Annotated in this window: 18 protein-coding genes, 1 tRNA gene, 3 pseudogenes and 2 riboswitches; of the genes and pseudogenes, 10 read left to right on the forward strand and 12 right to left on the reverse strand. The window is 68.2% G+C overall.

Going from position 1 to position 23,633, the window contains the following annotated elements; genetic code table 11:
- Positions 1 to 4: 4 nt before the first annotated feature.
- The 4 genes from gcvP to AC1Q6V_RS25625 all read right to left on the reverse strand — a co-directional run bounded on the left by gcvP (position 5) and on the right by AC1Q6V_RS25625 (position 5,270).
- Complete coding sequence (gene gcvP / locus AC1Q6V_RS25610; RefSeq protein ID WP_439671068.1) at positions 5 to 2,935, reverse strand: aminomethyl-transferring glycine dehydrogenase; 2,931 nt, start codon at positions 2,933 to 2,935, stop codon at positions 5 to 7.
- 100 nt (positions 2,936 to 3,035) lie between these two features.
- Positions 3,036 to 3,416 (reverse strand): glycine cleavage system protein GcvH, encoded by a 381-nt coding sequence (gene gcvH, locus AC1Q6V_RS25615; protein ID WP_010812169.1) that lies wholly within the window; start codon positions 3,414 to 3,416, stop codon positions 3,036 to 3,038.
- 88 nt (positions 3,417 to 3,504) lie between these two features.
- Positions 3,505 to 4,632 carry a glycine cleavage system aminomethyltransferase GcvT gene (gene gcvT, locus AC1Q6V_RS25620; protein WP_439668402.1) on the reverse strand — a complete coding sequence of 376 codons (1,128 nt, stop codon included), beginning with the start codon at positions 4,630 to 4,632 and terminating at the stop codon, positions 3,505 to 3,507.
- A 98-nt stretch (positions 4,633 to 4,730) separates the two neighbouring features.
- Positions 4,731 to 4,856, reverse strand: a riboswitch (glycine riboswitch).
- Positions 4,857 to 4,877: 21 nt separating this feature from the next.
- Positions 4,878 to 4,965, reverse strand: a riboswitch (glycine riboswitch).
- Positions 4,966 to 5,042: 77 nt separating this feature from the next.
- Positions 5,043 to 5,270, reverse strand: a complete 228-nt coding sequence (locus AC1Q6V_RS25625) for a YMGG-like glycine zipper-containing protein (RefSeq protein ID WP_010812167.1) — start codon at positions 5,268 to 5,270, stop codon at positions 5,043 to 5,045.
- A 283-nt stretch (positions 5,271 to 5,553) separates the two neighbouring features.
- Here AC1Q6V_RS25625 and AC1Q6V_RS25630 point away from each other — a divergent pair, with 283 nt between their 5' ends.
- Together AC1Q6V_RS25630 and AC1Q6V_RS25635 are read left to right on the forward strand one after the other, a co-directional pair.
- Positions 5,554 to 7,650, forward strand: a complete 2,097-nt coding sequence (locus tag AC1Q6V_RS25630; RefSeq protein ID WP_010812166.1) for a UvrD-helicase domain-containing protein — start codon at positions 5,554 to 5,556, stop codon at positions 7,648 to 7,650.
- Positions 7,651 to 7,707: 57 nt separating this feature from the next.
- Positions 7,708 to 7,902: pseudogene (locus AC1Q6V_RS25635) on the forward strand (ATP-binding protein); the annotation flags it as partial.
- On the opposite strand, the gene AC1Q6V_RS25640 reads toward AC1Q6V_RS25635, so the two are convergent.
- Entirely contained in the window at positions 7,888 to 9,018 is a 1,131-nt protein-coding gene (locus AC1Q6V_RS25640) for an ABC transporter substrate-binding protein (protein WP_037024928.1), read from the reverse strand. The pseudogene AC1Q6V_RS25635 and the gene AC1Q6V_RS25640 sit on opposite strands and share 15 nt — an antisense overlap.
- Before the next feature lie 176 nt (positions 9,019 to 9,194).
- Between AC1Q6V_RS25640 and hemN the strand changes: the two genes are divergently transcribed.
- Positions 9,195 to 10,679, forward strand: a complete 1,485-nt coding sequence (hemN, locus tag AC1Q6V_RS25645; protein ID WP_439668401.1) for an oxygen-independent coproporphyrinogen III oxidase — start codon at positions 9,195 to 9,197, stop codon at positions 10,677 to 10,679.
- Positions 10,680 to 10,752: 73 nt separating this feature from the next.
- Here hemN and AC1Q6V_RS25650 read toward each other — a convergent pair whose 3' ends face one another.
- A complete protein-coding gene (locus tag AC1Q6V_RS25650; protein WP_011616216.1) occupies positions 10,753 to 11,646 on the reverse strand; it encodes a c-type cytochrome in 894 nt (297 codons plus the stop codon).
- Between the two features lie 461 nt (positions 11,647 to 12,107).
- Here AC1Q6V_RS25650 and AC1Q6V_RS25655 point away from each other — a divergent pair.
- Positions 12,108 to 12,183, forward strand: a tRNA-Arg gene (locus AC1Q6V_RS25655).
- A gap of 74 nt (positions 12,184 to 12,257) precedes the next feature.
- Here the strand turns inward: AC1Q6V_RS25655 and AC1Q6V_RS25660 are convergent.
- Positions 12,258 to 12,659 (reverse strand): annotated as a pseudogene (locus tag AC1Q6V_RS25660) (diguanylate cyclase domain-containing protein); the annotation flags it as partial.
- A 330-nt stretch (positions 12,660 to 12,989) separates the two neighbouring features.
- Between AC1Q6V_RS25660 and AC1Q6V_RS25665 the strand changes: the two are divergent.
- Both AC1Q6V_RS25665 and arfB read left to right on the forward strand, forming a co-directional pair.
- A pseudogene (locus tag AC1Q6V_RS25665) lies at positions 12,990 to 13,642 on the forward strand (MipA/OmpV family protein).
- A gap of 28 nt (positions 13,643 to 13,670) precedes the next feature.
- Complete coding sequence (gene arfB / locus AC1Q6V_RS25670; RefSeq protein ID WP_058698089.1) at positions 13,671 to 14,075, forward strand: alternative ribosome rescue aminoacyl-tRNA hydrolase ArfB; 405 nt, start codon at positions 13,671 to 13,673, stop codon at positions 14,073 to 14,075.
- Between the two features lie 18 nt (positions 14,076 to 14,093).
- Here the strand turns inward: arfB and AC1Q6V_RS25675 are convergent, their stop codons facing one another.
- The 3 genes from AC1Q6V_RS25675 to AC1Q6V_RS25685 form a co-directional block, all read right to left on the reverse strand.
- On the reverse strand, positions 14,094 to 15,179 hold the full coding sequence (locus tag AC1Q6V_RS25675; RefSeq protein ID WP_234788233.1) for a GNAT family N-acetyltransferase: 1,086 nt from the start codon (positions 15,177 to 15,179) through the stop codon (positions 14,094 to 14,096).
- A gap of 88 nt (positions 15,180 to 15,267) precedes the next feature.
- Complete coding sequence (gene htpX / locus AC1Q6V_RS25680) at positions 15,268 to 16,146, reverse strand: protease HtpX (RefSeq protein ID WP_058698088.1); 879 nt, start codon at positions 16,144 to 16,146, stop codon at positions 15,268 to 15,270.
- Between the two features lie 108 nt (positions 16,147 to 16,254).
- Complete coding sequence (locus tag AC1Q6V_RS25685; protein WP_439668356.1) at positions 16,255 to 16,611, reverse strand: hypothetical protein; 357 nt, start codon at positions 16,609 to 16,611, stop codon at positions 16,255 to 16,257.
- 238 nt (positions 16,612 to 16,849) lie between these two features.
- On the opposite strand from AC1Q6V_RS25685, the gene AC1Q6V_RS25690 reads away from it, so the two are divergent.
- From AC1Q6V_RS25690 to AC1Q6V_RS25705, 4 genes are all read left to right on the forward strand, one after another.
- The gene (locus tag AC1Q6V_RS25690; RefSeq protein ID WP_013958354.1) at positions 16,850 to 17,305 is read left to right on the forward strand and encodes a Cd(II)/Pb(II)-responsive transcriptional regulator; all 456 of its coding nucleotides are present in this window, start codon (positions 16,850 to 16,852) and stop codon (positions 17,303 to 17,305) included.
- A 164-nt stretch (positions 17,306 to 17,469) separates the two neighbouring features.
- A complete protein-coding gene (locus tag AC1Q6V_RS25695) occupies positions 17,470 to 17,646 on the forward strand; it encodes a hypothetical protein (RefSeq protein ID WP_161940226.1) in 177 nt (58 codons plus the stop codon).
- 199 nt (positions 17,647 to 17,845) lie between these two features.
- Complete coding sequence (gene rnk / locus AC1Q6V_RS25700; RefSeq protein ID WP_010812155.1) at positions 17,846 to 18,265, forward strand: nucleoside diphosphate kinase regulator; 420 nt, start codon at positions 17,846 to 17,848, stop codon at positions 18,263 to 18,265.
- Between the two features lie 281 nt (positions 18,266 to 18,546).
- Positions 18,547 to 18,960, forward strand: coding sequence for a hypothetical protein (locus tag AC1Q6V_RS25705; protein ID WP_010812154.1), 414 nt, complete (start codon positions 18,547 to 18,549; stop codon positions 18,958 to 18,960).
- A gap of 158 nt (positions 18,961 to 19,118) precedes the next feature.
- Here the strand turns inward: AC1Q6V_RS25705 and AC1Q6V_RS25710 are convergent, their stop codons facing one another.
- Together AC1Q6V_RS25710 and ypfJ are read right to left on the reverse strand one after the other, a co-directional pair.
- Positions 19,119 to 22,262 (reverse strand): multidrug efflux RND transporter permease subunit, encoded by a 3,144-nt coding sequence (locus tag AC1Q6V_RS25710; protein ID WP_011616211.1) that lies wholly within the window; start codon positions 22,260 to 22,262, stop codon positions 19,119 to 19,121.
- Between the two features lie 412 nt (positions 22,263 to 22,674).
- Positions 22,675 to 23,544, reverse strand: a complete 870-nt coding sequence (gene ypfJ / locus AC1Q6V_RS25715) for a KPN_02809 family neutral zinc metallopeptidase (protein WP_010812152.1) — start codon at positions 23,542 to 23,544, stop codon at positions 22,675 to 22,677.
- Between the last annotated feature and the right edge of the window lie 89 nt (positions 23,545 to 23,633).

Here is a 23,633-nt window from a genome sequence, read left to right on the forward strand (position 1 = left end):
CGCCTCAGTCCACCACGTAGTCGCTGACCGGCACGCAGGCGCAGAACAGGTTGCGGTCACCATACACGTTGTCGGCACGGCCGACCGGCGGCCAGTACTTCTGCGTGCGCAGCGATGCCACCGGGTACGCGGCTTCCTCGCGCGTGTACTTGTGGGTCCACTCGTCGGCGGTCACCACCGCGGCCGTGTGCGGCGCGTGCTTGAGCGGGTTGTCGTCGCGGTCGAAGGTGCCGTCGGCAACGCGGCCGATTTCCTGGCGGATCGCGATCATCGCGTCGATAAAGCGGTCCAGCTCGTGCAGCGCCTCGCTCTCGGTCGGCTCGATCATCAGCGTGCCCGGCACCGGGAAGCTCATGGTCGGGGCGTGGAAGCCGTAGTCCATCAGGCGCTTGGCCACGTCTTCATTGCTGATGCCGGTGTCCTTCTGCAGCGGGCGCAGGTCCAGGATGCACTCGTGCGCGACCAGGTCGTGCTGGCCGGTGTACAGCACCGGGTAGTACGGGGCCAGGCGCTTGGCGACATAGTTGGCCGCCAGGATCGCGTTCTCGGTGGCGGCGGTCAGGCCGGCCGAACCCATCATCGCGATATACATCCACGAGATCGGCAGGATGCTGGCCGAGCCGAACGGCGCCGCCGAAACGCCGCCGATGCCGCGGTCGTCGCGGCGATAGCCGACGCTGTCCTGATTGGGCAGGAAGTCAGCCAGGTGCGCGCCGACTGCAACCGGGCCCACGCCCGGGCCGCCGCCGCCGTGCGGGATGCAGAAGGTCTTGTGCAGGTTCAGGTGGGACACGTCGCCGCCGAACTGGCCCGGCGCGGCGGTACCGACCATGGCGTTCATGTTGGCGCCGTCCACGTACACCTGGCCGCCGTGCTGGTGCACGATCTCGCAAATCTGCTGCACGCCCTGCTCGAACACGCCATGCGTGGACGGGTAGGTGATCATGATCGCCGCCAGGTTCTTGCTGTGCTGCTCGGCCTTCTTCGCCAGGTCTTGCAGGTCGACGTTGCCGTCCTCATCGCAGGCTACGACCACCACCTTCATGCCGGCCATCTGCGCCGACGCCGGGTTGGTGCCGTGTGCGGACGACGGGATCAGGCAGATGTCGCGATGGCTCTCGCCGCGGCTGGCGTGGTAGGCATGGATGATCAGCAGGCCCGCGTACTCGCCCTGCGAGCCTGCGTTGGGTTGCAGGCTCACCGCGGCGTAGCCGGTGGCGGCGCACAGCATGGCCTCGAGCTGGTCGATCATCTCGCGGTAGCCCACGGTCTGGTCCAGCGGCGCGAACGGGTGGATCTGGCTGAATTCGGGCCAGGTCACCGGGATCATCTCGCTGGTGGCGTTCAGCTTCATCGTGCACGAGCCCAGCGGGATCATGGTGCGGTCCAGCGCCAGGTCCTTGTCGGCCAGCATGCGCAGGTAGCGCAGCATCTCGTGTTCGGCGTGGTGCGTGTTGAACACCGGGTGGGTCAGGTATTCGCTGGTGCGTGCCAGTTCGGAGGGGAAGCCGTCCTGCGCGACGGCCTCGAGCTTGTCGAAGTCCACGTCCGCGGGCAACGGCTTGCCCTGCATGAATACTTCCCACAGCGCGACCACGTCGGCACGGGTAGCGGTCTCGTCCAGCGAGATGCCGACGCGCGTGGCGCTGATATGGCGCAGGTTGATGCCGCGCGCGGTGGCCGCGGCATGGATGGCATCGGTGTTGAAGCCGGTTTCCAGCGTCAGCGTATCGAAGAAGCTGGCGTTGGTGCGCGCGAAGCCGAGCTTTTCCAGGCCGGCGGCCAGCGTCGCGGTCAGGCGATGCACGCGCTGCGCGATGCGCTTCAGGCCCTGCGGACCGTGGTAGACGGCATACATCGAGGCCATTACGGCCAGCAGCACCTGCGCAGTACAGATGTTCGAGGTGGCCTTCTCGCGGCGGATATGCTGCTCGCGCGTCTGCAGGGCCAGGCGATAGGCCTTGTTGCCCTGCGCATCGATGGTCACGCCCACCAGGCGGCCCGGCATCGAGCGCTTGAAGGCGTCCTTCACCGCCATATAGCCGGCGTGCGGGCCGCCGAAGCCCAGCGGTACGCCGAAGCGCTGCGAGTTGCCCACGGCCACGTCGGCGCCCCATTCGCCAGGCGCGGCGATCAGCGTCAGCGCCAGCAGGTCGGCGGCAGCCACCACCAGGCCGCCGGCGGCGTGCACGGCGTCGGCGATGGCGCGGTAGTCGTTGACGTCGCCGTTTACGCCCGGATACTGCAGCAGCACGCCGAAGGCGTTGGCCGCGGCGGCATCGGCGGCGGGGCCGACCTTGACCTCGATGCCCATCGGCAGCGCGCGCGTGCGTACCACTTCCAGCGTCTGCGGCAGCACGTCGTCGGCCACATAGAAGGTGTTCGAATCGTGCTTGTTCACGCGCTGCAGCAGCGTCATGGCTTCGGCCGCGGCAGTGCCTTCATCCAGCATCGATGCATTGGCGATATCCAGCCCGGTCAGGTCGGTGACCATCTGCTGGAAGTTCAGCATCGCTTCCAGGCGGCCCTGCGAGATCTCCGGCTGGTAGGGCGTGTAGGCGGTGTACCAGGCCGGGTTCTCGAAGATATTGCGCAGGATGACGCCGGGCGTGACGGTGTTGTAGTAGCCCTGGCCGATAAAGCTCTTCAGCACCCTGTTCTTGCCTGCCAGGCCGCGCAGCCTGGCCAGCGCGGCTTCCTCGCTCAGCGGCTCGGTGAACTCGCCCATCGGCATGCCGTCGCGGCGGCGGATGGCGGCGGGGATGACGGCGTCGATCAGCGCGGCGCGGCTGTCATAGCCGAGCACCTTCAGCATGTGCTGCTGTTCGGGGGTATCGGGGCCGATATGGCGGGCGGCGAAGGCGTCGCGCGCCTCCAGTTCGGCCAGCGTGGGCCGGTTCACTTGGGCGGCGTTCATGGGAAGCGGGGCGTTCATTGGCAAGAACCTCGTGGGGTGCGCGCCGGCCGGTGGTCAGCCGGGACGGCGCGCGTCAGTCTGCAGTGGCCGGTCCAACCATGGACCGGCGCGGCCGGCGTCAGGCGCCGACGCTGGCCTTGTAGGCGTCGGCCGACATCAGGCCGTTGACGTCGTCGCCGTTGGCCGGCTTGAGCTTGAACAGCCACGCGTCGAAGGCGTCGGCGTTGACGCTCTCCGGGGCAGCCGTGGCGGCCTCGTTGACGGCGATCACTTCGCCGGCCACGGGGGCGTAGATGTCGGAAGCGGCCTTCACCGATTCCACCACTGCCAGCGCGTCGCCGGCACCGACCGACTTGCCCACTTCGGGCAGTTCCAGGAAGACGATGTCGCCCAGCGCGTCCTGCGCGTGGTCGGTGATACCGATGGTGAGCGTGCCGTCGGCTTCGACGCGTACCCACTCATGCGACTCGGTGTACTTGAGGTCAGCGGGGAAATTCATGAAGGTTCTCCGGATACAGATTTGTTTCTTGTTGGGTGATGCCTGCCCGGCAAGCGCCGGCAGGCGAGGGCGACCGTTGGGTGAGCGCTTAGCTCACGAGTGCCTTGCCATTACGCACAAACGGCAGTTTAACCACAGTCGCGTTGAGTTTGCGGTCGCGGATCTCCACCTGCACGGTATCGCCCACGGCGACATCCTTGGGCAGGCGGGCAAAGGCGATGGACTGCGACAGCGACGGGCTGAAGGTGCCGCTGGTGATTTCACCGTCACCGGCCGGCGTGATCACTTTCTGGTGGGCGCGCAGGACGCCGCCTTTGTCACGCAGGATCAGGCCGAGGAATTGCTGGCGCGAACCGGCTGCGGCCAGTGCCGCCTTGCCGGTGAAGTCACGCTCGCTCTGCAGGTCAACGGTCCAGGCCAGGCCCGCATCCAGCGGCGAGGTGTTGATGTCCATGTCCTGGCCGTACAGGTTCATGCCGGCTTCCAGGCGCAGCGTGTCGCGCGCGCCCAGGCCCGCCGGGCGCACGCCGGCGGCGTTCAGCTTTTCCCAGACGGCGGCGACGTTCTCGGCCGGCACCACCAGTTCGAAGCCGTCTTCGCCGGTGTAGCCGGTGCGCGCCACCATGATCTCGCCGAGGGCCGGGTCCTGGACCACGGCGGCGTTGAAGGGCTTGAGCGTGTCCGACGGCTGGGTCGAGGGGAAAGTGCTCCACACTTTGGTGCGGGCGTTGGGCCCCTGCACGGCGACGATCGCCAGAGGCTGCACGCCTGCAGGCGCAACGTCCTCGCGGCGCGGCGTGATGGTCACATCGCTGCCGGTGGCGGCATTGCGCGCGCGGATCCATTCGATGTCGCCCAGCGCGGTGCTGGCGTTGACGACCAGGCGGAAGTGGTCCTCGGCAAAGAAGTAGACGATCAGGTCGTCGATCACGCCGCCTTTCTCATCCAGCATGCAGGAGTAGAGCGCCTTGCCCGGGGTCTGCAGCTTGTCGACATTGTTGGCCAGCAGGCCGCGCAGGAAGCTGCGGGTATTGGCGCCGGCGAGGTCGACCACGCACATGTGCGACACGTCGAACATGCCGGCGTCGGTGCGCACAGCATTGTGTTCTTCGATCTGGGAGCCGTAGTTGACCGGCATGTCCCAGCCGCCGAAATCAACCATGCGGGCGCCGAGGGCGCGGTGGATGGCGTTGAGGGGCGTGGCCTGGAGCGTCATGGAATCCTCTGGGGCAGTCTCGGTTGGCGAAAACAAAAAAGGGCCATCCGCCGCAATGCTCGCCGCGCCTGAATGTGGCGTGGCAATCCGCTGCGGCGGATGACCCCTCTGTCCTCGATACCTGAGAGATTACAAGGCGGATCCTGCCGGACCCCGTCCTCGTGCGCCCCTTCGGTGGGCACGCTCGCCACGAATGGCGGGTGCCGCTCTCCAGAGTTCGGCATGCATCGTGTGCATATTGCATGCCGATCCGATCGGTCCGTGGTGCCTGAGAGTTTTCGGGTGATACCCCTTCGGCGGCGCAGGCGATGCGCGCTCTCCCGGTCGGATGCGCGCAATGTACGGGAGGCCCCGGCCTTTGTCAAACGGGCCAGGGGAGCCTGCCGTACCTGTCGCTGCGGTGGTCTGGCTTACTTCTTCTTGTCGTCGGTGACAACGTTACCGATCACGCCGCCCACGGCCGCGCCACCCAGCGTACCCAGCGCGCTACCGTCGGTGAGGATGGCGCCGCCCACGGCGCCCGCGCCCGCGCCAATGGCGGTATTACGCTGCTTCGGGGTCATATCCGCGCAACCGGCAAAGGCCGCGACGGTCACGCCGATCAGGGTCACCTTGGTCAAAGTCTGCAGGGTTTTCATTATTGGCTCCGATGTGATGATTCAAGCATGTCAACCCCGCCGCGCAGGCCAGGGGGACATACTAGTTAGAGCGTTTGGTTGCGCGATTGGCTCCGGCCTTTACGAAGTGTTACGCCGGTGACACAACCGGCCGTGTCAACGCGGCTTGCGCTGACTGACCTGCCGCGGCCAGCGTGTTAACATCGGCAGCTTTGCCGCCGTGCCCGTTTCTTGGGTGCTGGCGTGTCCCGCCTGGCCTTCCGCTGTTCCTGCCGATTTCCCTGCCTCCAACCGCATCCCACGCATGACCCATGGCCTGAACTCCGCCCAATCCGAAGCCGTCCGCTACCTGGACGGCCCTTGCCTGGTGCTGGCCGGGGCGGGCTCCGGCAAGACCCGGGTGATCACGCAGAAGATCGCGCATCTGATCGAGGACAAGGGCTTCGAGCCGCGCCATATCGCCGCCGTCACCTTTACCAACAAGGCCGCCAAGGAGATGCAGGAGCGCATCGGCAAGCTGATGGAGGGCAAGACTACGCGCGAGGGCAAGCGCATTCCGCTCAAACAGCTGACGGTCTGTACCTTCCACTCGCTCGGGGTGCAGATCCTGCGCATGGAGGCCGAGCACGTGGGCCTGAAGCCGCAGTTTTCGATCATGGATTCGGACGACTGCTTCGGCCTGATCCAGGAGCAGCTCGGCACCACCGACAAGAAGCTGATCCGCGGCGTGCAGGGCACGATCTCGCTGTGGAAGAACGGCATGGTCGATCCGGAGGCAGCGATCGCGCAGGCCGCCAATGCCGACGAGCACCAGGCCGCGCTGGTCTACCGCAACTACGTGGCCACGCTGCATGCCTACCAGGCGGTGGATTTCGACGACCTGATCCGCCTGCCGGCCGAACTGTTCGCGCGCAATGAAGCGGTGCAGCTCAAGTGGCAGAACCGCCTGCGCTACTTCCTGGTCGACGAATACCAGGACACCAACGCCTGCCAGTACCAGTTGCTCAAGCTGCTGGCGGGCGGCTCGCACCTGCGCGCGCCGGCCTTTACCGCGGTGGGCGACGACGACCAGGCCATCTACGGCTGGCGCGGCGCCACGCTGGACAACCTGCGCGGGCTGCAGACCGATTTTCCGGACCTGAAGGTGATCAAGCTGGAGCAGAACTACCGCTCCACCGTGCGCATCCTGGAAGCGGCCAACGCGGTTATCGCCAACAATCCCAAGCTGTTCGACAAGAAGCTGTGGAGCGAGCACGGCATGGGCGACCCCATCGCCATCCACCCGATGAACGACGAGGAGCACGAGGCCGAGTCGGTGGTGTTCCGCCTGTCCGCGCACAAGTTCGAGCGCCGCGCGCAGTTCCGCGACTACGCCATCCTGTATCGCGGCAACCACCAGGCGCGGCTGTTTGAGCAGATCCTGCGGCGCGAGCGCATTCCCTATGTGCTTTCAGGCGGCCAGAGCTTCTTCGACAAGGCCGAGATCAAGGACATCTGCGCCTACCTGCGCCTGATTGCCAATCCCGACGACGATCCCGCCTTTATCCGCGCCATCACCACGCCGCGCCGCGGCGTGGGAAACACCACGCTGGAAGTGCTGGGCACCTTTGCCGGACAGGCCAAGGTGTCGCTGTTCGAGGCCGCGATGATGGGCGGTATCGAAGGCAAGCTGCAGCCGCGCCAGCTGGAGCCGCTGCGCGTGTTCTGCGAATCGATGGTACGGCTGGCCGACCGCGCGGCCAAGGATCCCGCCACCGTGGTGCTGGACGACCTGATGGAAGGGATCCACTACGAGGCCTACCTGTACGACAGCTTCGACGAACGGCAGGCGCAGTCGCGCTGGACCAACACGCTGGAATTCCTGGACTGGCTCAAGCGCAAGGGCACCAAGCCCGAAGGCGCCGAGGGCGAGGAAGCCACCGGTTTCGACAATGCCGACGGCTTCGGCAGCGAAGGCAAGAACCTGCTGGAGCTGACCCAGACCGTGGCGCTGATGAGCATGCTGGAAGGCCGCGAGGAAGATCCCGACGCGGTGCGGCTGTCCACGCTGCATGCGTCCAAGGGGCTGGAGTATCCGCACGTGTTCCTGGTCGGTGTGGAGGAGGGCATCCTGCCGCACTGCCGCGAAGACGAGGACATGAGCGACGAGAAGATCGAGGAAGAGCGGCGGCTGATGTATGTCGGCATCACCCGCGCCCAGCGCAGCCTGCATGTCAGCTGGTGCAAGAAGCGCAAGCGTGCGCGCGAAACCTACTCGTGCCAGCCTTCGCGCTTTATCGGCGAGATGAAGCTGGAGGAGGCGCCTGCGCCGGTGGATGAAACCCCGGCGATGAGCCCCAAGGACCGGCTCGGCGCGCTCAAGGCACTGCTGGGAACCGGCGGCAAGACGGCCCCGGGCTGAACGGGGCGCTACAGTCCCGATACAAAGGCATACCAGGCTGACAAGACGCCGGGTGCAGGCATACCTGGTATGGCGGCTGTGCTGCTCGAGCCGTTCTACTGCGTCGAATCCTCGCGCAGCCGCGCCACCGGCGGGGTCGGCATGGGGTTGTCGATCGCGGCCGACATTGCCGCGCGCCATGGCGGCGAGCTGACCCTGAGCAACCGCCCCGAAGGCGGCCTGCCCGCGCGCCTGTCCCTACCGCGCGGCTGACGCCGCCAGCGTGACGTACTGCGAGCCGCGCTGCCCGTGCGTGAAGTCGAGCGGGAAATCGCCCACGTCCACGCGCCCCTGCAGTGCCCGCCGCATCTCGGCCGCGCCGCTGCCGCGCAGGCCGGCCAGCGCGCGCGCCAGCCATGCCGCGCCGATATAGCCGGCCAGCGTGGCCGGCGACGGCGGCTCATCCAGGTATTGCTTCATGCGCGCCACGTGTTCCTTCACCACCCGCAGCGTGGCCTGTTGCGGCCCGGGCGCGACCTGGGTCAGCACCATGCCGCCGTTGTAGCCAGCGCCCAGGATTTCGCGCGCGGCGGTGGCGCTGACCGACGACAGCCCGACCAGGAAACCGTACCAGCCCTGCACCGCCAGCGCGCGGCCCAGTCCGGCGTAGGCGAGGGTATCGCCCGCCACGATCACCGCGCCCGGGCGGGTGGCGGCGATGCGCCGGGCGGCGGCCTCGGGATTGGCGTCGAGCGGCACCGCGCGCGTCCCGGTCTGCGCCTCCAGCCGGGCCAGCGACGGGGCGGCGAAGTCCGGCGCCAGGGCCAGCGCGATGCTGGTCATGCCGTAGCTGCGCAGCTGGCGTACCGCCGCGTCCAGTTCGGCCTGGTAGTCGGCACGGGTGAACCAGACGTTGTCGGCCGTCAGCGCAAGGCCCGACAGCGGCGCCACGATCTGCACGCCGCGCCGGCCCAGCTCGGCCGATGCCGCCAGCGCCGGCAACAGCCGGTCGCCCGGGCCGAACAGCAGCTCGGCGCGGTCGGTATCGGCCAGCGACACCGCCTGCGCCAGCGCGCGGCGCGGGTCGGGATCGGCGTCGCGGACCACGTGCGCGATGCGCACCGGGCCGTTGCCGGCGTTGACGGCGTCGAACATGACCTTGGCCCCGGCCAGGTAGTCGCGCGCAAGGTCGGCTTGTGCGCCGCCGCGGTCGAGCAGGTGGCCGACCACGATCGTGCGGCGCGCCTGCGACAGTGCTGGCCAGGCGGGCAGGGCCAGGGCCGCGCCGGCGGCGGCAAGCAGGCGGCGCCGGTGCCGGGCCGGTGCTGCCAGGTGCCTGCGCAGCGGTAGGTACGGCGGAAACATCGGAGTCTGGTCGGGAGTTGGCATTGCAGGGGGCAGGTGACGCGCGGGCCGGCGGTGGCGCGCAGCGTATCCGCCGCACATGACACCAATGTGACGCCTGCCGCCCGCAGGGTCCAATGCCCGCGCTTGACGGCGGTCAACGCGCCGGCGGCGGTGCGGCCCTACGATGGGCCGTCATACACTCATACCCCCGCGCCCCCATGATCCCGTCTGCCATACCTTCCCCTGCGCCCGACCGCCGCGCGCTGTCCGACTTCCGTGCGCTGGCCGGCCGCATCGACGGCAACGGCCCGCGCTATACCTCGTACCCGACGGCCGACCGCTTCCACAACGGCCCCGACCTGTCGCTGTACCACGACGCACTGGCCGCCTGCCGCGCCGACGCGCCGGCGCCGCTGTCGCTGTACCTGCATATCCCGTTCTGCGAGAACATCTGCTACTACTGCGGCTGCAACAAGATCATCACGCGCGACCATGGCCGCAGCGCCCGCTACGTCAACTACCTGGGCCGCGAAATGGCGCTGGTGGCAGACCGGCTCGGGCCGCGTCGCCAGGTGCTGCAGTCGCACTGGGGCGGGGGCACGCCGACCTTCCTCGACCCCGGCGAGATGCGCCGCGTGATGGCGCTGCTGCATGAGCATTTCGAGCTGGCGGCCGAGGGCGAGCATTCGATCGAGATCGATCCGCGCCGCGTCGACCACGCCCGCATGGCGCTGCTGGCCGAACTGGGCTTCAACCGCGTCAGCCTGGGCGTGCAGGATTTCGATCCCAAGGTCCAGCAGGCCATCCATCGCATCCAGCCCTTCGAAGAGACCCGCGCCGTGGTGGATGCCGCACGCACGCTGGGTTTCCGCTCGGTCAGCCTGGACCTGATCTACGGCCTGCCGCACCAGACCGCGGCGCGCTTTGGCCGCACCATCGATCAGGTGCTGGCGCTGCGCCCCGACCGGCTCTCGGTCTATAGCTACGCGCACCTGCCGCATGTGTTCAAGCCGCAACGCCGCATCGATGAAAACGCCTTGCCGCCCGCCGGCGAGAAGCTCGACATCCTGGTCTCCACCATCGAGCGGCTGAGCGCCGAGGGCTACGTCTACATAGGTATGGACCATTTCGCGCTGCCCGACGACGACCTCGCCGTGGCCCAGCGCGAAGGGCGGCTGCAGCGCAACTTCCAGGGTTACTCAACGCATGCCGGCTACGACCAGGTCGGGCTCGGCATTTCCGCGATCGGCGCGATCGCGGGGCGCTACGTGCAGAATGCGCGCACGCTGGACGAGTACTACGGCGCGCTCGACCACGGCCGCCTGCCGCTGGCGCGCGGCGTGGCGATGAGCGCCGACGACCACCTGCGGCGCGAGATCATCGGCGCTCTGATGTGCAATGGAGTGCTCGATATCCCGGCGCTGGAAGCGCGCCACGGCATCCGCTTCGGCACGGCCTTTGCGCCGGAACTGGCCGACCTCGCCGCGCTGGGCGCGGACGGACTGGTGCAATGCGCGCCGGACCGCATCACCGTGACGCCGCTGGGCCGGCTGCTGGTGCGGCGCGTGGCGATGGTGTTCGACCGCTACCTGCGCGAAGACGCCGCGCGGCCAGCGTCCACGGGTGCCCAGGCCGTTGCCGCCAACGATGGCGCGCAGCCGGTGCGCTTCGTGCCGCGGGCGCGGTACTCGCGCGTGGTGTAGCGGCCGCGCAAGCGGTACGGACGAAAAAAAGCCCGCGCAATGTGCGCGGGCTTTTTGTTTGCAGCAGGCGGACTTACTTGGCGGCGTTGGCCATGTAGTCCGAGGCGGCGATCACGTCGGCGTCCGGGCCGGCGTAGCCACCCTTGGGCGGCATCACGCCCTTGCCCTTGAGCGCAAAGTTGTGGACCGCGTCCATGCCTTCCTTCAGGCGCGGCGCCCAGGCGGCCTTGTCGCCGAACTTGGGCGCACCTGCCACGCCGGCGGCGTGGCAGGCGGCGCAGACCTGCTCGTAGACCTTCTTGCCCACGTCGGCCGAGGCGGCCGGCGCAGCAGCGGGTGCGGCGGCAGCAGCTGCCGGGGCCGCTGCCGAGGGAGCTGCCGGTGCAGGCGCGGCACCGGCGGCCGGAGCGGCGGCGGCTTCAGGGGCTGCGGCAGTCGCCGGCGCGGCGGCAGCCGGGGCAGCCGGTTCCGGGAACTTGGCACCGCCGGCGTCGGCCATGTAGACCACGGCACGGGCCAGTTCGTAGTCGGCGTAGTCGTCCGGCGTGGTGCCGGCACGCGCGGCCATCGCGCCCTTGCCGTTTATCACCGACTTCATCAGGCCGTCAAAGCCCTGGCCGATGCGCGCGGTCCAGTCGCCGGCGTTGGCGTACTTGGGTGCGCCCGCCGCGCCGGTGGCGTGGCACGCGGCGCAGATTTCCTTGTAGACCTGCTCGCCCGTCTTGAAGACGCGCGGCGCGTTGGGATCCTTGATTTCGAGCGAGGCAACCGGCTTGATGCGGTCGTTGACGGCTTCCGCCGTGGTGGCGGCGCCGGCGCTTTCAGTCGAGCCGTGTCCGACAAAGTTGACCAGCAGAATGATCACGATGATCGGCACCAGGAAAGCCGCGATCACAACTGCGATCAGTTGCTTCGGGGTCTTGATGGGAGACTCGTGTTCGTCGTGTTCGTTGTGGACGTCGCTCATACAGAACTCTCAGTTTTGCAGGAAACCTTCTGGCCGCTTACGCTCGGCTTGCTTATTCTGGCCCGGTCTTGGTCACTCGCTGACCGCTGTCCGGCCCCATGCGGACCGCCCGTGCTGGCTGCGGCCCTTGCCTGACTTGGGTCTGTTGCTATTTGCGCGCTGCGGACTGTCTCCCGGACCGGACCTGATTGTCGCCGACAACAAGCCGCGCGGCCTTGACCCCGGTCGACTCATTGCATCGGCGGTGTGGCGGGCACGATTTGACGCAAATAGCTGGCGATTATAGCGCCAAAGGCCCCCCGCCAGTGCCAAAAAGCGGCGGTTGCGAGACGTTCCCTGAAGCCCCTGGCGGGCCCGCATGGACGGCACGGGGCAAACGCGGTATCCTATACGACTTTCCTGCGGCGGCACTCGCCCGCCGCAACCGCTGTACCCACAAACCGGTTGCAAAACCGTCCTGTGCGCCCGTAGCTCAATGGATAGAGTACTGCCCTCCGAAGGCAGGGGTTGCTGGTTCGATCCCAGCCGGGCGCGCCAAAATTCCTCCCGAAGTTTAGTGCGATGACACTGGCCAGCTTCCGCAGCCCGCGTTCGCCGCTGGCGTGGCCCCAGTTGTCGTTGATGCGCTTGAAGCGGTCGATATCGATCATCAGCATCGACATCGGCGTCTTGTCGCGCAGGCAGTGCTCGTACTCGATGCCGAAGCGCGCCTCGAACTCGCGGCGGTTGGTCAGGCCCGTCAGCGCGTCGGTCTCGGGCAGCGCGCGCAGCGCTTCGCCGCGCGCGAGGCAGTGCGAGAACAGCTTGCCGATGCCCTGCAAGGTGACCCACATCAGCAACGCCAGCGCCAGCGCGCTGGCGGCCAGCACGGCGCTCAGGTGCAACGCAGTGCGCAGCAGCAGGTCGGCGGCGGAGAAGTAGTCGACCAGCGCCAGGGTGCTGTTGCCGATGCGCTGGAACATGATGCGGCTGCCGTCGGCTGCGCGCAGCGTGCCCGAACCGCGCCGGAACATTTCACATCAGCGGGTCAGCACAGCGGGCGCGGCTTTAAATCGCGCCCTGAAAACTCTCAGCACGCACCTCGCCGTGCCGCGCGACAGTGCTGATAGATTCACTCGATCCACGCAATCTCGCGCGGCGGGCCGTGTGCCGCGCTCCCGGAAACCAACATGGCAATTTCGACAACGCCCCTGCGCAAGCTGGGCGGCGTGCTGGCAGCACTGTTGCTCGCCGGCGCAGCAACCTCGGTGTCCGCTGCGCCGCTGAGCCTGCCGGGTTCGCTCCCCAATATGGCCGGGCTTGGCATTGGCTCTACCACCGAGTTTGCCGGCGGCAAGGACCGCATGATCGGCGTGGTGCCGGGCCTGCGTTATGTCACGCCGGGCGGCCGGCTGCTGGAATGGTATGGCCCGTATGCGCAGTTCAACTTTGGCGGGCTAACCGGTTTCCAGTGGGGACCGGCAGTGGGGTTGCGCCTTGGACGCAACGACGTTGACGATCCGGTGGTCTCGCGCCTGCACGAGATCGACACCACGTTCGAGGCCGGCGGCTACGTCGGCTATGAATACCTGAACCAGGGCCGTGTCCCCTGGCGCTTGCGCGGCGGCGTCAACGTGATGACCAATGCCGGCATCATCTACGGCGGCACGCATATCGCTGCAACGGGTTCGCTGTGGGTGCCGCTGCACCCGCGGGTCTATGCGGGAGCCGGCCTGGGCGCGACGTGGGTCAGCGGCAGTTTCAACCGCACCTATTTCGGCGTCACCCCGTCGGATTCGGCGGCCAGCGGCCTGCCTGTCTATAGCCCGGGCGGGGGCCTGGAACAGTTCACCGGCTGGCTGGCGTTGCTCTACCAGTTCGACAAGCACTGGTATGGGGGGCGATGGTGTACGGCCAGCGCCTGACCGGCGATGCCGCCGACAGCCCCATCGTGACCCAGCGCGGCACGCGCAACCAGGTCACTTACGGGGTTGGCATCGGCTATGCGTGGCGGTAGTGCCACCAGCGCTTGCTATGATCCCACCATGACCGACGACCTCGTCATCCCCCATCACGAATACCTGATCACGGCGATCCGGGCGCAGGGTGCGGGCGGCCAGAACATCAACAAGGTGTCCAATGCCGTGCACCTGCGCTACGACGTGCATGCCTCCTCGCTCGCGCCCGACCACAAGGAACGCCTGCTGGCGCTGCACGACCACCGCATCACGCGCGACGGCGTGGTGGTGATCAAGGCGCAGCAGTTCCGCAGCCTCGACCAGAACCGCGACGAAGCGGTGCGGCGGCTGCACGAACTGGTGCGCAGCGTGGCCACGCCGCCGCGCGTGCGCCGTGCCACGCGGCCCACGCTGGCATCACGCCGGCGCCGGCTGGAATCCAAGAGCCAGCGCAGTCAGCTCAAGGTGCTGCGGGGCCGGGTGGTCGACTAGCGCCGCAGCAGTCCGGCTTCAGGTCCCGGTCTTGAATGCCGCGAGCGCCGGCACGTTGTCGCCGGCATCCGCCTGCGGCGGCCCGAAGCGCGCGCCCGGGCGCCGGTAAGCCGGAAAGAAGCCACCCAGGTCATCCAGCGTGGCTTTGTCGCCGCCGGACAGCGCCACGTACCGGTCGGGGTCCACCACCAGGCGCTGGGTCCGGTACACATGCGTATCGTGCGAAAAGCCGCGCTTGAACTCATACAGCGAGTCTTTGGCCGAACCCAGCCCGCCGCCCAGGTGCAGGTAGTGCAGGCCGTTGGTGCGGCCCCATTCGCGCGCGGCATGGATCACGGTCTTGGTCGGCTGGAGGTGGCGGTACGCCCAGTCCCAGGCGGACAGGTGATATTGCATGATGCCCGTCCCCCGGGCCACGGTGAACAGCGCCGCGCCGATCATGCGGCCGTCTTCCTCCGCCACGAACAGCAGCAGGTCGTCGCCCAGCGCGCGCACCAGGGTGCGGTAGTACTGCGCGTCGAAGAAGTAGTAGGGCAACGCGCCCAAACGCGCCATGGTCGCGTTGTACAGCGCGATAAAGCGCGGCAGCATGGCGAAATCACGGTCCAGGCGTGCGCTCACGCCCGCGCGCCGGGCGCGGTTGATGCCCAGCCTGTGGCGCGCCTGCGTTTCGTGCCATAGCTGCTCGGCACTCTTGGTCAGGTCGACGGATACCGTCTCGCCCTGATCCATCACCAGCCCGAGGCGGCTGTTCCAGTCGGCATTGAGCAGTGGGTGCAGGCGGATAAACCACGACACGCAGCCGCACTCGCGCAGCAGCGCGAGCGCCGCGCCCAGTGCCTCCTCGGCAAACCCGGCCGGGACATCGGTGCTCAACACCGGGCCGCCGTAGCCATAGGCCGAGGTGGCATCCCAGCTGCCGCAGGCAATGGGCCGGCGCACCAGCGGAACCAGCAACTCGTGGGCGCCGTCACGCACCAGCACCGCGGCAGCGCTGCCGTGGTCGCTGCGCTCGGCGGCATTATGCCAGCCAGGCGTGTGGTAGCAATCATGGCGACATCGCGCCAGCGTGTCGCGCCACGCGGGGCTTGTCGGTTCCAGCACGCTCGATCGCATCGAAAACTCCCTGTCAGGTAGCCGGCGCCGCGCCAGTGTCAGGCCCCGGCGCCGGGGGCATTGCTTGCCCCGGGCTTCAGCGCGCGGATTGCAGCGCGGCAATGCGCTGCTCAATGGGCGGATGGCTCGAGAACAGCGCCAGCCACGACTTGCCGCCGGCGATGCCCATCGCCTGCATGTTCTGCGGCAGGCCGTCCGGGTCCAGGCCGCCGAGGCGGCGCAGCGCCGCCACCATCGGCGTGGGCGAACCCATCAGGCCGGCCGCGCCGGCGTCGGCGCGGAATTCGCGGTGGCGCGAGAACCAGGCCACGATGATGCTGGCCAGGATGCCGAACACGATTTCGCAGACGACCACCGTGACCATGTAGCCGATGCCCCGCCCGCTCGACTCCTCGTCACTCTTGCGCAACATCGAGTCGACGAAGTAGCCGACCACGCGCGCCAGGAAGATCACGAACGTGTTGACCACGCCCTGGATCAGCGTCAACGTCACCATGTCGCCATTGGCCACGTGCGCCACCTCGTGCGCTAGCACCGCTTCGACTTCGTCGTGCGACATCGACTGCAGCAGGCCGGTGGACACCGCCACCAGCGAGCTGTTCTTGGTCGCGCCGGTGGCGAAGGCGTTGGGCTCGCCGTCGTAGATGGCCACTTCAGGCATGGGCAGGCCGGAGCGCTGCGCCAGCTTCTCGACGGTCTGCACCAGCCACAGCTCGGTGCTGGTGCTGGGGTGGGTAATGACCTGCGCGCCGGTGGACCACTTGGCGATGGTCTTGGACATCAGCAGCGAGATGAAGGCGCCGCCGAAGCCCATCAGCGCGGCGAACGCGAGCAGGGTGCCCAGGTTCAGGCCATTGGCAGTCAGGTAACGATTCACCCCCAGCACGCTGGCGGTGATGCTGAGGACGAGCATGACGGCGAGGTTGGTCGCCAGGAAAAGCAATACGCGTTTCATGAGTATGTGGTGGAGCAGTACGGCGGAAAGACGCGGACGGGCCGCAGGCGCGCGCCGGGGCACGGCACGCAGGAACGGGCGAGCGCGGCCAGGCCGCGCCAGCGGGATTCAGGCGCGTGGGGGACGCGGCAACAGCGGCAGGTCGGGGTCGGGCAGCGGAACGCCGGCATAGCGCGGCGGCGCCACACGGCCGGACCAGGCCGCAAAGCGCAACGGAGGTGCCGGCAGGAGTTGCTCGGCGAGGTCGGCACCGGGCTGCAGTTGCGGCTCGGTGGTTTCGGAGAGGGGTGATGGCTGGTCACCCATGGCGGCAGTGTCGTCGAGGTCGGCGCTGCCAGCGGTGGGGGCCGGTGCGCCCGCCGTATCGGCAGGGGACGCCATGGCGTGCGCGAACGTGTCCGCCCAGCCCTGGAAAGGCAGGCAGGCCAGCATCAGGATCAGCAGCAGAAGCCAGATGGAGCGCACGTGAGGACGGCTTGTCAGTAAGTGTTCAAGGAATTCTACAGGATGCGCCGTGGCGCAGGCCTCAAGCATGAGGGATACCACACCATGTGCAACCAGTTGCCCTGGCGCTGCTCAACCCGGACCGGGAATCGCGAGCCAGGCGGCGAATCCGCCGCCTCTGCACACTAGCCAGGACTGGCCTACACTATCGCCAACCCTGTAGTGGTTACTGGGATTGCCAGGGCACAGAGGAAACAATATGCGCATCGGCGAACTCTCCCGTACCAGCGGCTGCGATGTCGAGACCATCCGTTATTACGAACGCGAAGGCCTGCTCGACGCGCCGCGGCGCGAGGCCAACGGCTATCGCCGCTATGACGATGGCCACCTGGTCCAGCTGAATTTCGTGCGCCACTGCCGCTCGCTCGGCATGGGCCTGTCGGATGTGCGGCGGCTGCGCGAGTTCGAGCGCAATCCGTCGCAGGACTGCGACGACATCAATACGCTGCTGGACCGCCAGATCGCGCAGATCCATGCGCAGCGGGTGGCGCTGGAGGCGCTTGAGGGGCAGTTGCGCGCGCTGCGCGAGACCTGTCACCACCACCAGCCCGCCAGTGAGTGCGGCATCCTGCAGAACCTGCAGCAGGCCGCGGCCGGCGCGGCCTGTGAATGCCATGCGGGCGCGCACGAGGCCGGGCATGCTGCCAATGGGTGAGGCGCGCAGGCGCGTCGCTGTGCTACGATGGCTATTCCCGTGATCGCACCACTGCGGTGCACGGGCCCCGGCGGCAGCGCAGCCAGTGAGCGACGTAGTGAGCAACGACTTACGCGGCTCGCCTGTTCAGAGAACCATCCGCTGCCCCTGATCAAACCTTCTGCATGACCATGACTGATCGCCTGACGCCGATGCCCGATGCGCCTGTCCGCCTGATGCGGACCGGCCGCGCGCACGCGTGCGCGATCGTCACGGCCAACATCCTGCCCCAGCGCGCCACGCGCGCGGTCTCTCCCCGCCGGATCAGCGCACCGCCTGATTCCGCCCGGTTCCCAGCCTGATTCGTCTCCCACAAGCGGGGCCCGGGCCGAACCGGGCCTGAGCCAGCGTTTCCGTTGTTGCCGGCAATTGCCGCAAGGCTTTCGCCGATCCGTTGATGTCCGCGCTGCTGCGCGGCATGCCAACGTGCAAGACCTGACCGCCGCCGCCTGCCATGCTGGCCGGGCCGCGCCAAACCACCCGACTGCCGGAGGACCCGCCATGACGGCCACCAAAACGAATACCGCCACCCTGTACCTGACCGAACTCGACGTGACCCGCCTGGAGCGCATCGCCAGCCGCGCCGGCTCGGCGCAGCTTGAGGACATGCTCGACAGCCTGCTGGCGCGCGCCACCATCGTCGCGCCAGAAGAGATCCCGACCGACGTGGTCACCATGAACACGCGCCTGGTCTGCAACCTGCCGGGCGAGCAGGCCCCGCGCAACTGGACGCTGGTGTACCCCGACGCGGCCGACTTTGATGCCGGCCGGCTGTCGGTGCTGTCGCCGGTGGGCCAGGCGCTGCTGGGCGCGCGCGCCGGCCAGACCGTCAGCTACCGGCTGCCCGACGGCCGCGAGCAGCAGGTGAGTGTCGCCGGGATCGCGTTCCAGCCGGAAGCCAGCGGCCAGTACACGCTTTGAGCCGCATCCTGAGCCAAATCCCAGCCGCCTGAGGCGTGCTGCCGGGGCCACGCAGGCGCGTCCTGCGCCGCGTGTGCCCGGCAATCCATCGACACCATTCATCGGCAAGCCAGACGTTTCACGACTCGCAACGCACCATTCGTCGCAGCGGTATTTCTGCTTGCGCGGACTGTGACTAATCTTCAGTCCGTGCTCGCATCGCAACATAGATTGCAGGGCGGCCGGAGTCTCATCCCGGTCCATACAAGAAAGAACGACGAAATCAGTTGAAGGAGTCCCAAATGATCGCCAGACGTATCCTTGGCGGCGCGCTTGTGTTCGCGGCGGTCGCCGCGTCCGCTGTGGCGTTGGCTGCCCCCGCTGCCAGCAAGGTTGGCAAGTTTGATGTGTACGCCGATGCGCTGAAGGCCGGCAAGTACGATGTGTATACGGACGGCGCCAAGCAAGGCAAGTTCGATACATACACGGACGGAGCCCGCACCGGCCGCTTCGACCCGTACTCGGAAGGCTCGCGCCGCGACGGCAAGTTCGACAGCTTCACCGAAGGCTCGCATAGCTTCAGCGGCGAGATCTCGAAGAAGGACAAGTTCGATACCTTCAGCGAAGGTGCGCACACCTTCACCGGTGATATTGCCGATCGTGCGCTCGACAATTCCCGCACCGGTGACGGCTCGCTGTACGGCTATCGCGTCTGATCCTCGCAGGTCTTCCCAAAGACCTCGTGCGGCCACTGCGGTGGCCGCAAGTTTTCTCTCCCGCCTGCCCGGCTGACCTCCTCCTCCTTCTCTCTTCGCCAGGCAGGCGCTTTTCTCTTCCCTCGGCTCGTGACCGCGTTAGCGCGCAGGCATGCTCCTCATGCCGAAGGCGGCTGCGTGGCGGTCGAGTCGTGTCCGGGCTCCGGCTGCGCGCGCGGCAACCTGCGCGCGATCGCGGCATAGAGCAGCGGCACCGCCAGCGTACCCAGCACCGTCGCACCCAGCATGCCGCCCAGTACGCCGGTGCCGACCGCCTGTTGCGCACCCGCGCCCGGGCCGGTGCTGATTGCCAGCGGCACCACGCCCAGCACAAAGGCCAGCGAGGTCATCACCACCGGCCGCAGCCGCTGGCGCGCCGCGCGCGTGGCGGCCTCCACCGCGCCCATGCCCGCGCCGCTGCGCCGCAACTGCTCGGCATATTCGACGATCAGGATCGCGTTCTTGGCCGCCAGCCCCATGATCACCACCACACCCACCTTGAAGTAGACATCGTTGGGCATGCCGCGCAGCCAGATCGCCGCGGCCGCGCCCATCAGGCCGGTCGGCACGATCGCGATCACCGCCAGCGGCAGGGTCCAGCTTTCATACAGCGCCACCAGGCACAGGAAGATAAACAGCAGCGACAGCGCGAACAGCCACGGCGCCTGCGTGCCGGTCTGCTCCTGCTCGAAGGCGCGCCCGGTCCAGCGCACGTCGTATTCCGGCCCCAGCTCGCGCACCAGTTCGGCCAGCCGCGTCATGGCCGCGCCGGTGGTGTGGCCCGGCGCGACCTCGGCATTGATGCGCACCGAGCTGAAGCCGTCGAAGCGCTCCAGCGTGACCTCGCCGCGCCCCCATTCCAGCGAGGCGAACGCGGCCAGCGACACCATCGCGCCCTGTGCGTTGCGCACGTGCACGCGCGCGAGCTGGTCCGGCTGCATGCGGAACGGCGCGTCGGCCTGCAGGATCACGCGGCGCACGCGGCCCTCGCGCGCGACTTCGTCGATATAGCGCGAGCCCAGCGTGGCCGACAGCGTGTGGTGCACGGTATCGGCATCGACGCCGAAGGCCTCGGCCTTGCGGTAGTCGATTTTCAGGTCCAGCGCCGGCACCGGCTGGCCGGTGGTGGCGCGCACCTCGCCCAGCACCGGGTCCTGCCTGGCGCGCTCAAGCAGTTTGTCGCGCGCGGCGAAGAGCGCCTCGCGCCCCACCGGCTGGCGCGCCACCAGGCGCATGTCCAGGCCGCCGATGCTGCCCAGTTCCGGCAGCGCCGAGCTGTTGTACGCAAACAGCTGCGCCGCGCCGCGGCCTGGCCAGGTTTCCAGCCCGGCCGACAGCCGCTCCAGCACGGCCTGGGCCGTGTGCTTGCGTCCGCGCGCTTTCCAGTCGGTCAGGCCGATATACAGGCTGGCGCGCTGCTCGCCGCTGCCGCCGCTGGACCAGCCCAGCACGGCAAAGCTCGAATGCACCGGGTAGTGCTGGTCGCGCATCCACTGTTCCAGCCCGGCCACCAGCCGGCGCGTGTCGGCCTGCGTGCTGCCGGCGGGCAGCTCGACATCGACCACGATCTCGCCGGTATCCTCTTCTGGCAGGAAGCCGCTGGGCATCTTCCACAAGGCGTAGCCGCATGCCAGCGTCAACGCCAGGTAGACCGCCAGCCAGCGCAGCCGCCTGCGCTGCAGCGCCTGCACCCAGCCGGCATAGCGCCCGGTGAAGGCGGCAAAGCGCGCATCGAACCAGGCCAGCGGCCCGCGCGCCGGCGCCGCGCTGTGGCGCAGCAGGCTGGCGCACATGGCCGGCGCCAGCGTCAGCGCAAAGAACAGCGAGAACGCGATCGATACCGCCAGCGTCACCGCGAAGTGCCGGTAGATCACGCCCACCGCGCTGCCGAAGAACGCCATCGGCACGAACACCGCGCACAGCACCAGCGTCACCGCCACCAGCGCGCCCGAGACCTCGCGCATCGAGCGCGCCGCGGCCTGCATCGCGCCCACGCCGTCGGTGCGCATGATGCGCTCGACGTTCTCGACCACCACGATGGCGTCGTCCACCAGGATGCCGATCGCCAGCACCACGCCGAACAGCGTGATCACGTTCAGCGACAGCCCCAGCGCATACAGGCACGCGACCGTGCCCAGCAGCGATACCGGCACCACGATGCACGGGATCAGCGTGGCGCGCAGGTTGCCCAGGAACAGGTACAGGATCAGGAATACCAGCACCGTGGCTTCGACCAGCGTCAGCACCACGCGCGAGATCGACGCCTGCACGAAGGTGGCGCCGTCGTAAGAGATCTCATAGCGCACGTCGCCGGGGAAGCCCTTGCTGGCGGCATCGAGCGCGGCGCGCACGGTGCGCGAGGTCTGCAGCACGTTGGCACCGTCGGCCAGCTTCAGCCCGATCGACGCGGCGTTGCGCGTGTTCAGCGTGGAGCCGTAGCGGTAGTCGCTGGCGGCCAGCTCCACCCGCGCCACGTCGCGCAGCAGCACGGCCGAGCCGTCGGTGGCCGCGCGCACCACGATGCGCCCGAACGCCTGCGCATCGCTCATCGGCGCGGGCGGACGCACGATCGCCTGGAACGGCTGGCCCGGCAGCGCCGGCGCGGCGCCCAGCTGGCCGGGGGTCACGTTGCCGTTGCGCGCGCGGATGGCGGCCTCGACCTCGGCCGTGGTCAGGTTGAAGGCGTGCAGCTTGTCGGGATCGAACCAGATCCGCAGCGCGTACTCGGCGCCGTATGGCTCGGCCTTGCCGATGCCGGGCAGGCGGCGCAGCAGCGGCAGCACCGAGCCCGCGGCAAAGTCGCCCAGCGCGGTCTCGTCCAGTTGCCCGCTGTCGGACACCAGCGACACGTACATGAAGGCGCTGCTGCTGGCCTGGTCGACATAGACGCCGCCGCGGCGCACCGCCTCGGGCAGCAAGGGCTCGGCCTGCGCCACGCGGTTGCGCACGTTGACCTGCGCCAGCTGCGGGTCGGTGCCCTGGCGGAAGCCCAGCGTCACCGTGGCGGTGCCGCCCTCGCTGCTGGAATCCAGGTAGAGCAGGCCGGGGATGCCGTGCATCTGCTGCTCCAGCACCGCGGTGACGCGGTCCTCCACCGTGCGCGCTGACGCACCCGGGTAATCGGCATAGACGATCACCGTGGGCGGCGCCACCGCCGGGTACTGGGCGATGGGGATGCGGTTCAGGGCCACCAGGCCCGCTACCACGGTCAGGATGGCCAGCACCCAGGCAAACGCCGGGCGCTTCAGGAAAAACGACGCCATGTCAGGTCAGGGCTGGCACGGGCGCACGGCAAGTGAAGATCGGCCGTGGCTCCGGTGCGGTTGGAACGGAACGGCTTGGGTGTGGAGACGCCGCAAGGCTTAGCGGCAAGAGGCGTCGAGTCGCGGCAAAGCCGGGCCGATGTTGCTGATGGTGCAGATCTGGCCGCGTGTCGGGTCGCCTGTCGGTCAGGGGGCGCGTGGCCCGCAGACCGGGGCCGGCGTGCACCGCGGCGCTTGCAGGGGTCCTGAGGGGAGAACCCGGCGCTGCGGCAGGAAGGATCGGTGAGGATCGACGCCGGCGACTGGCCGTCGCAATGCGGCCTTGCCGGCGATTATAGACAGGGAACAAAGTCCGGGCAACGCAAACATCACATTGTCGGCACCCTTCCCACGTCGGGGGTGGAGCCTGCGCTTACAGGTCGCGCGAGGCGAAGGTATCGCACTTGCGGATATCGCCGGACTCGATGCCGCGGCGCAGCCAGCGCACGCGCTGCTCGCTGGAGCCGTGGGTAAAGGCCTCCGGCACGACATAGCCCTGCGACTGGCGCTGCAGCCGGTCGTCGCCGATCGCGGCGGCGGCCTTCAGGCCTTCTTCGATATCGCCGGGCTCCAGCAATTGCTGGTTGGCGCGCTGCGCGGTGGCGGCCCAGACACCTGCCAGGCAGTCGGCCTGCAGTTCCATGCGCACCGAGAGCTGGTTGGCCTGCGCCTCGCCCATGCGGCGGCGCGCGCTGTCGACCTTGTCCGATACGCCCAGCAGGTTCTGCACATGGTGGCCGATCTCGTGCGCGATCACATAGGCCTGGGCAAAGTCGCCGCTGGCGCCGAAGCGCTGGCGCAGCTCGTCATAGAAGGCCAGGTCGATATAGACCTTCTGGTCGCCGGGGCAGTAGAACGGACCCATCGCCGACTGGCCGGTGCCGCATGCCGTGGGTGTGGCGCCCGAGAACAGCACCAGCGTGGGGGGCGCATAGCGGCGGTTCAGCTGGGCTTCAAAGATGTGTTGCCAGGTGCGCTCGGTATTGCCCAGCACCTTGCGCGTGAACACCGTCATCTGATCCGTCGCCGGCGGGCGGTTCGCCTGCTGCTGTTGCTGCTGCGGGCCGGAGCCCTGCAGCACCGAGGCGCCCTGCATGATCAGCATCGGGTCGATGCCGAAGAAATAGGACGCCGCCAGCGCGACGATGACCGTGCCGATGCCGATGGTCTTGCCGCCGACACCGCCGAATCCGCCGCGGCGGTCTTCAACGTGCTGGCTTTCGGCTTCGTCATCTAGGCGCATGGGGGACTCCGGGGGGGAGGGGAAATTGCGGGGTGGGAGGATGGCAAGCAGTATAGCAATCCGGTGTCAGCTGCTGTTTTCGGTGCCGG

It is taken from the genome of Cupriavidus sp. GW823-FHT07B10 (assembly GCF_058794355.1).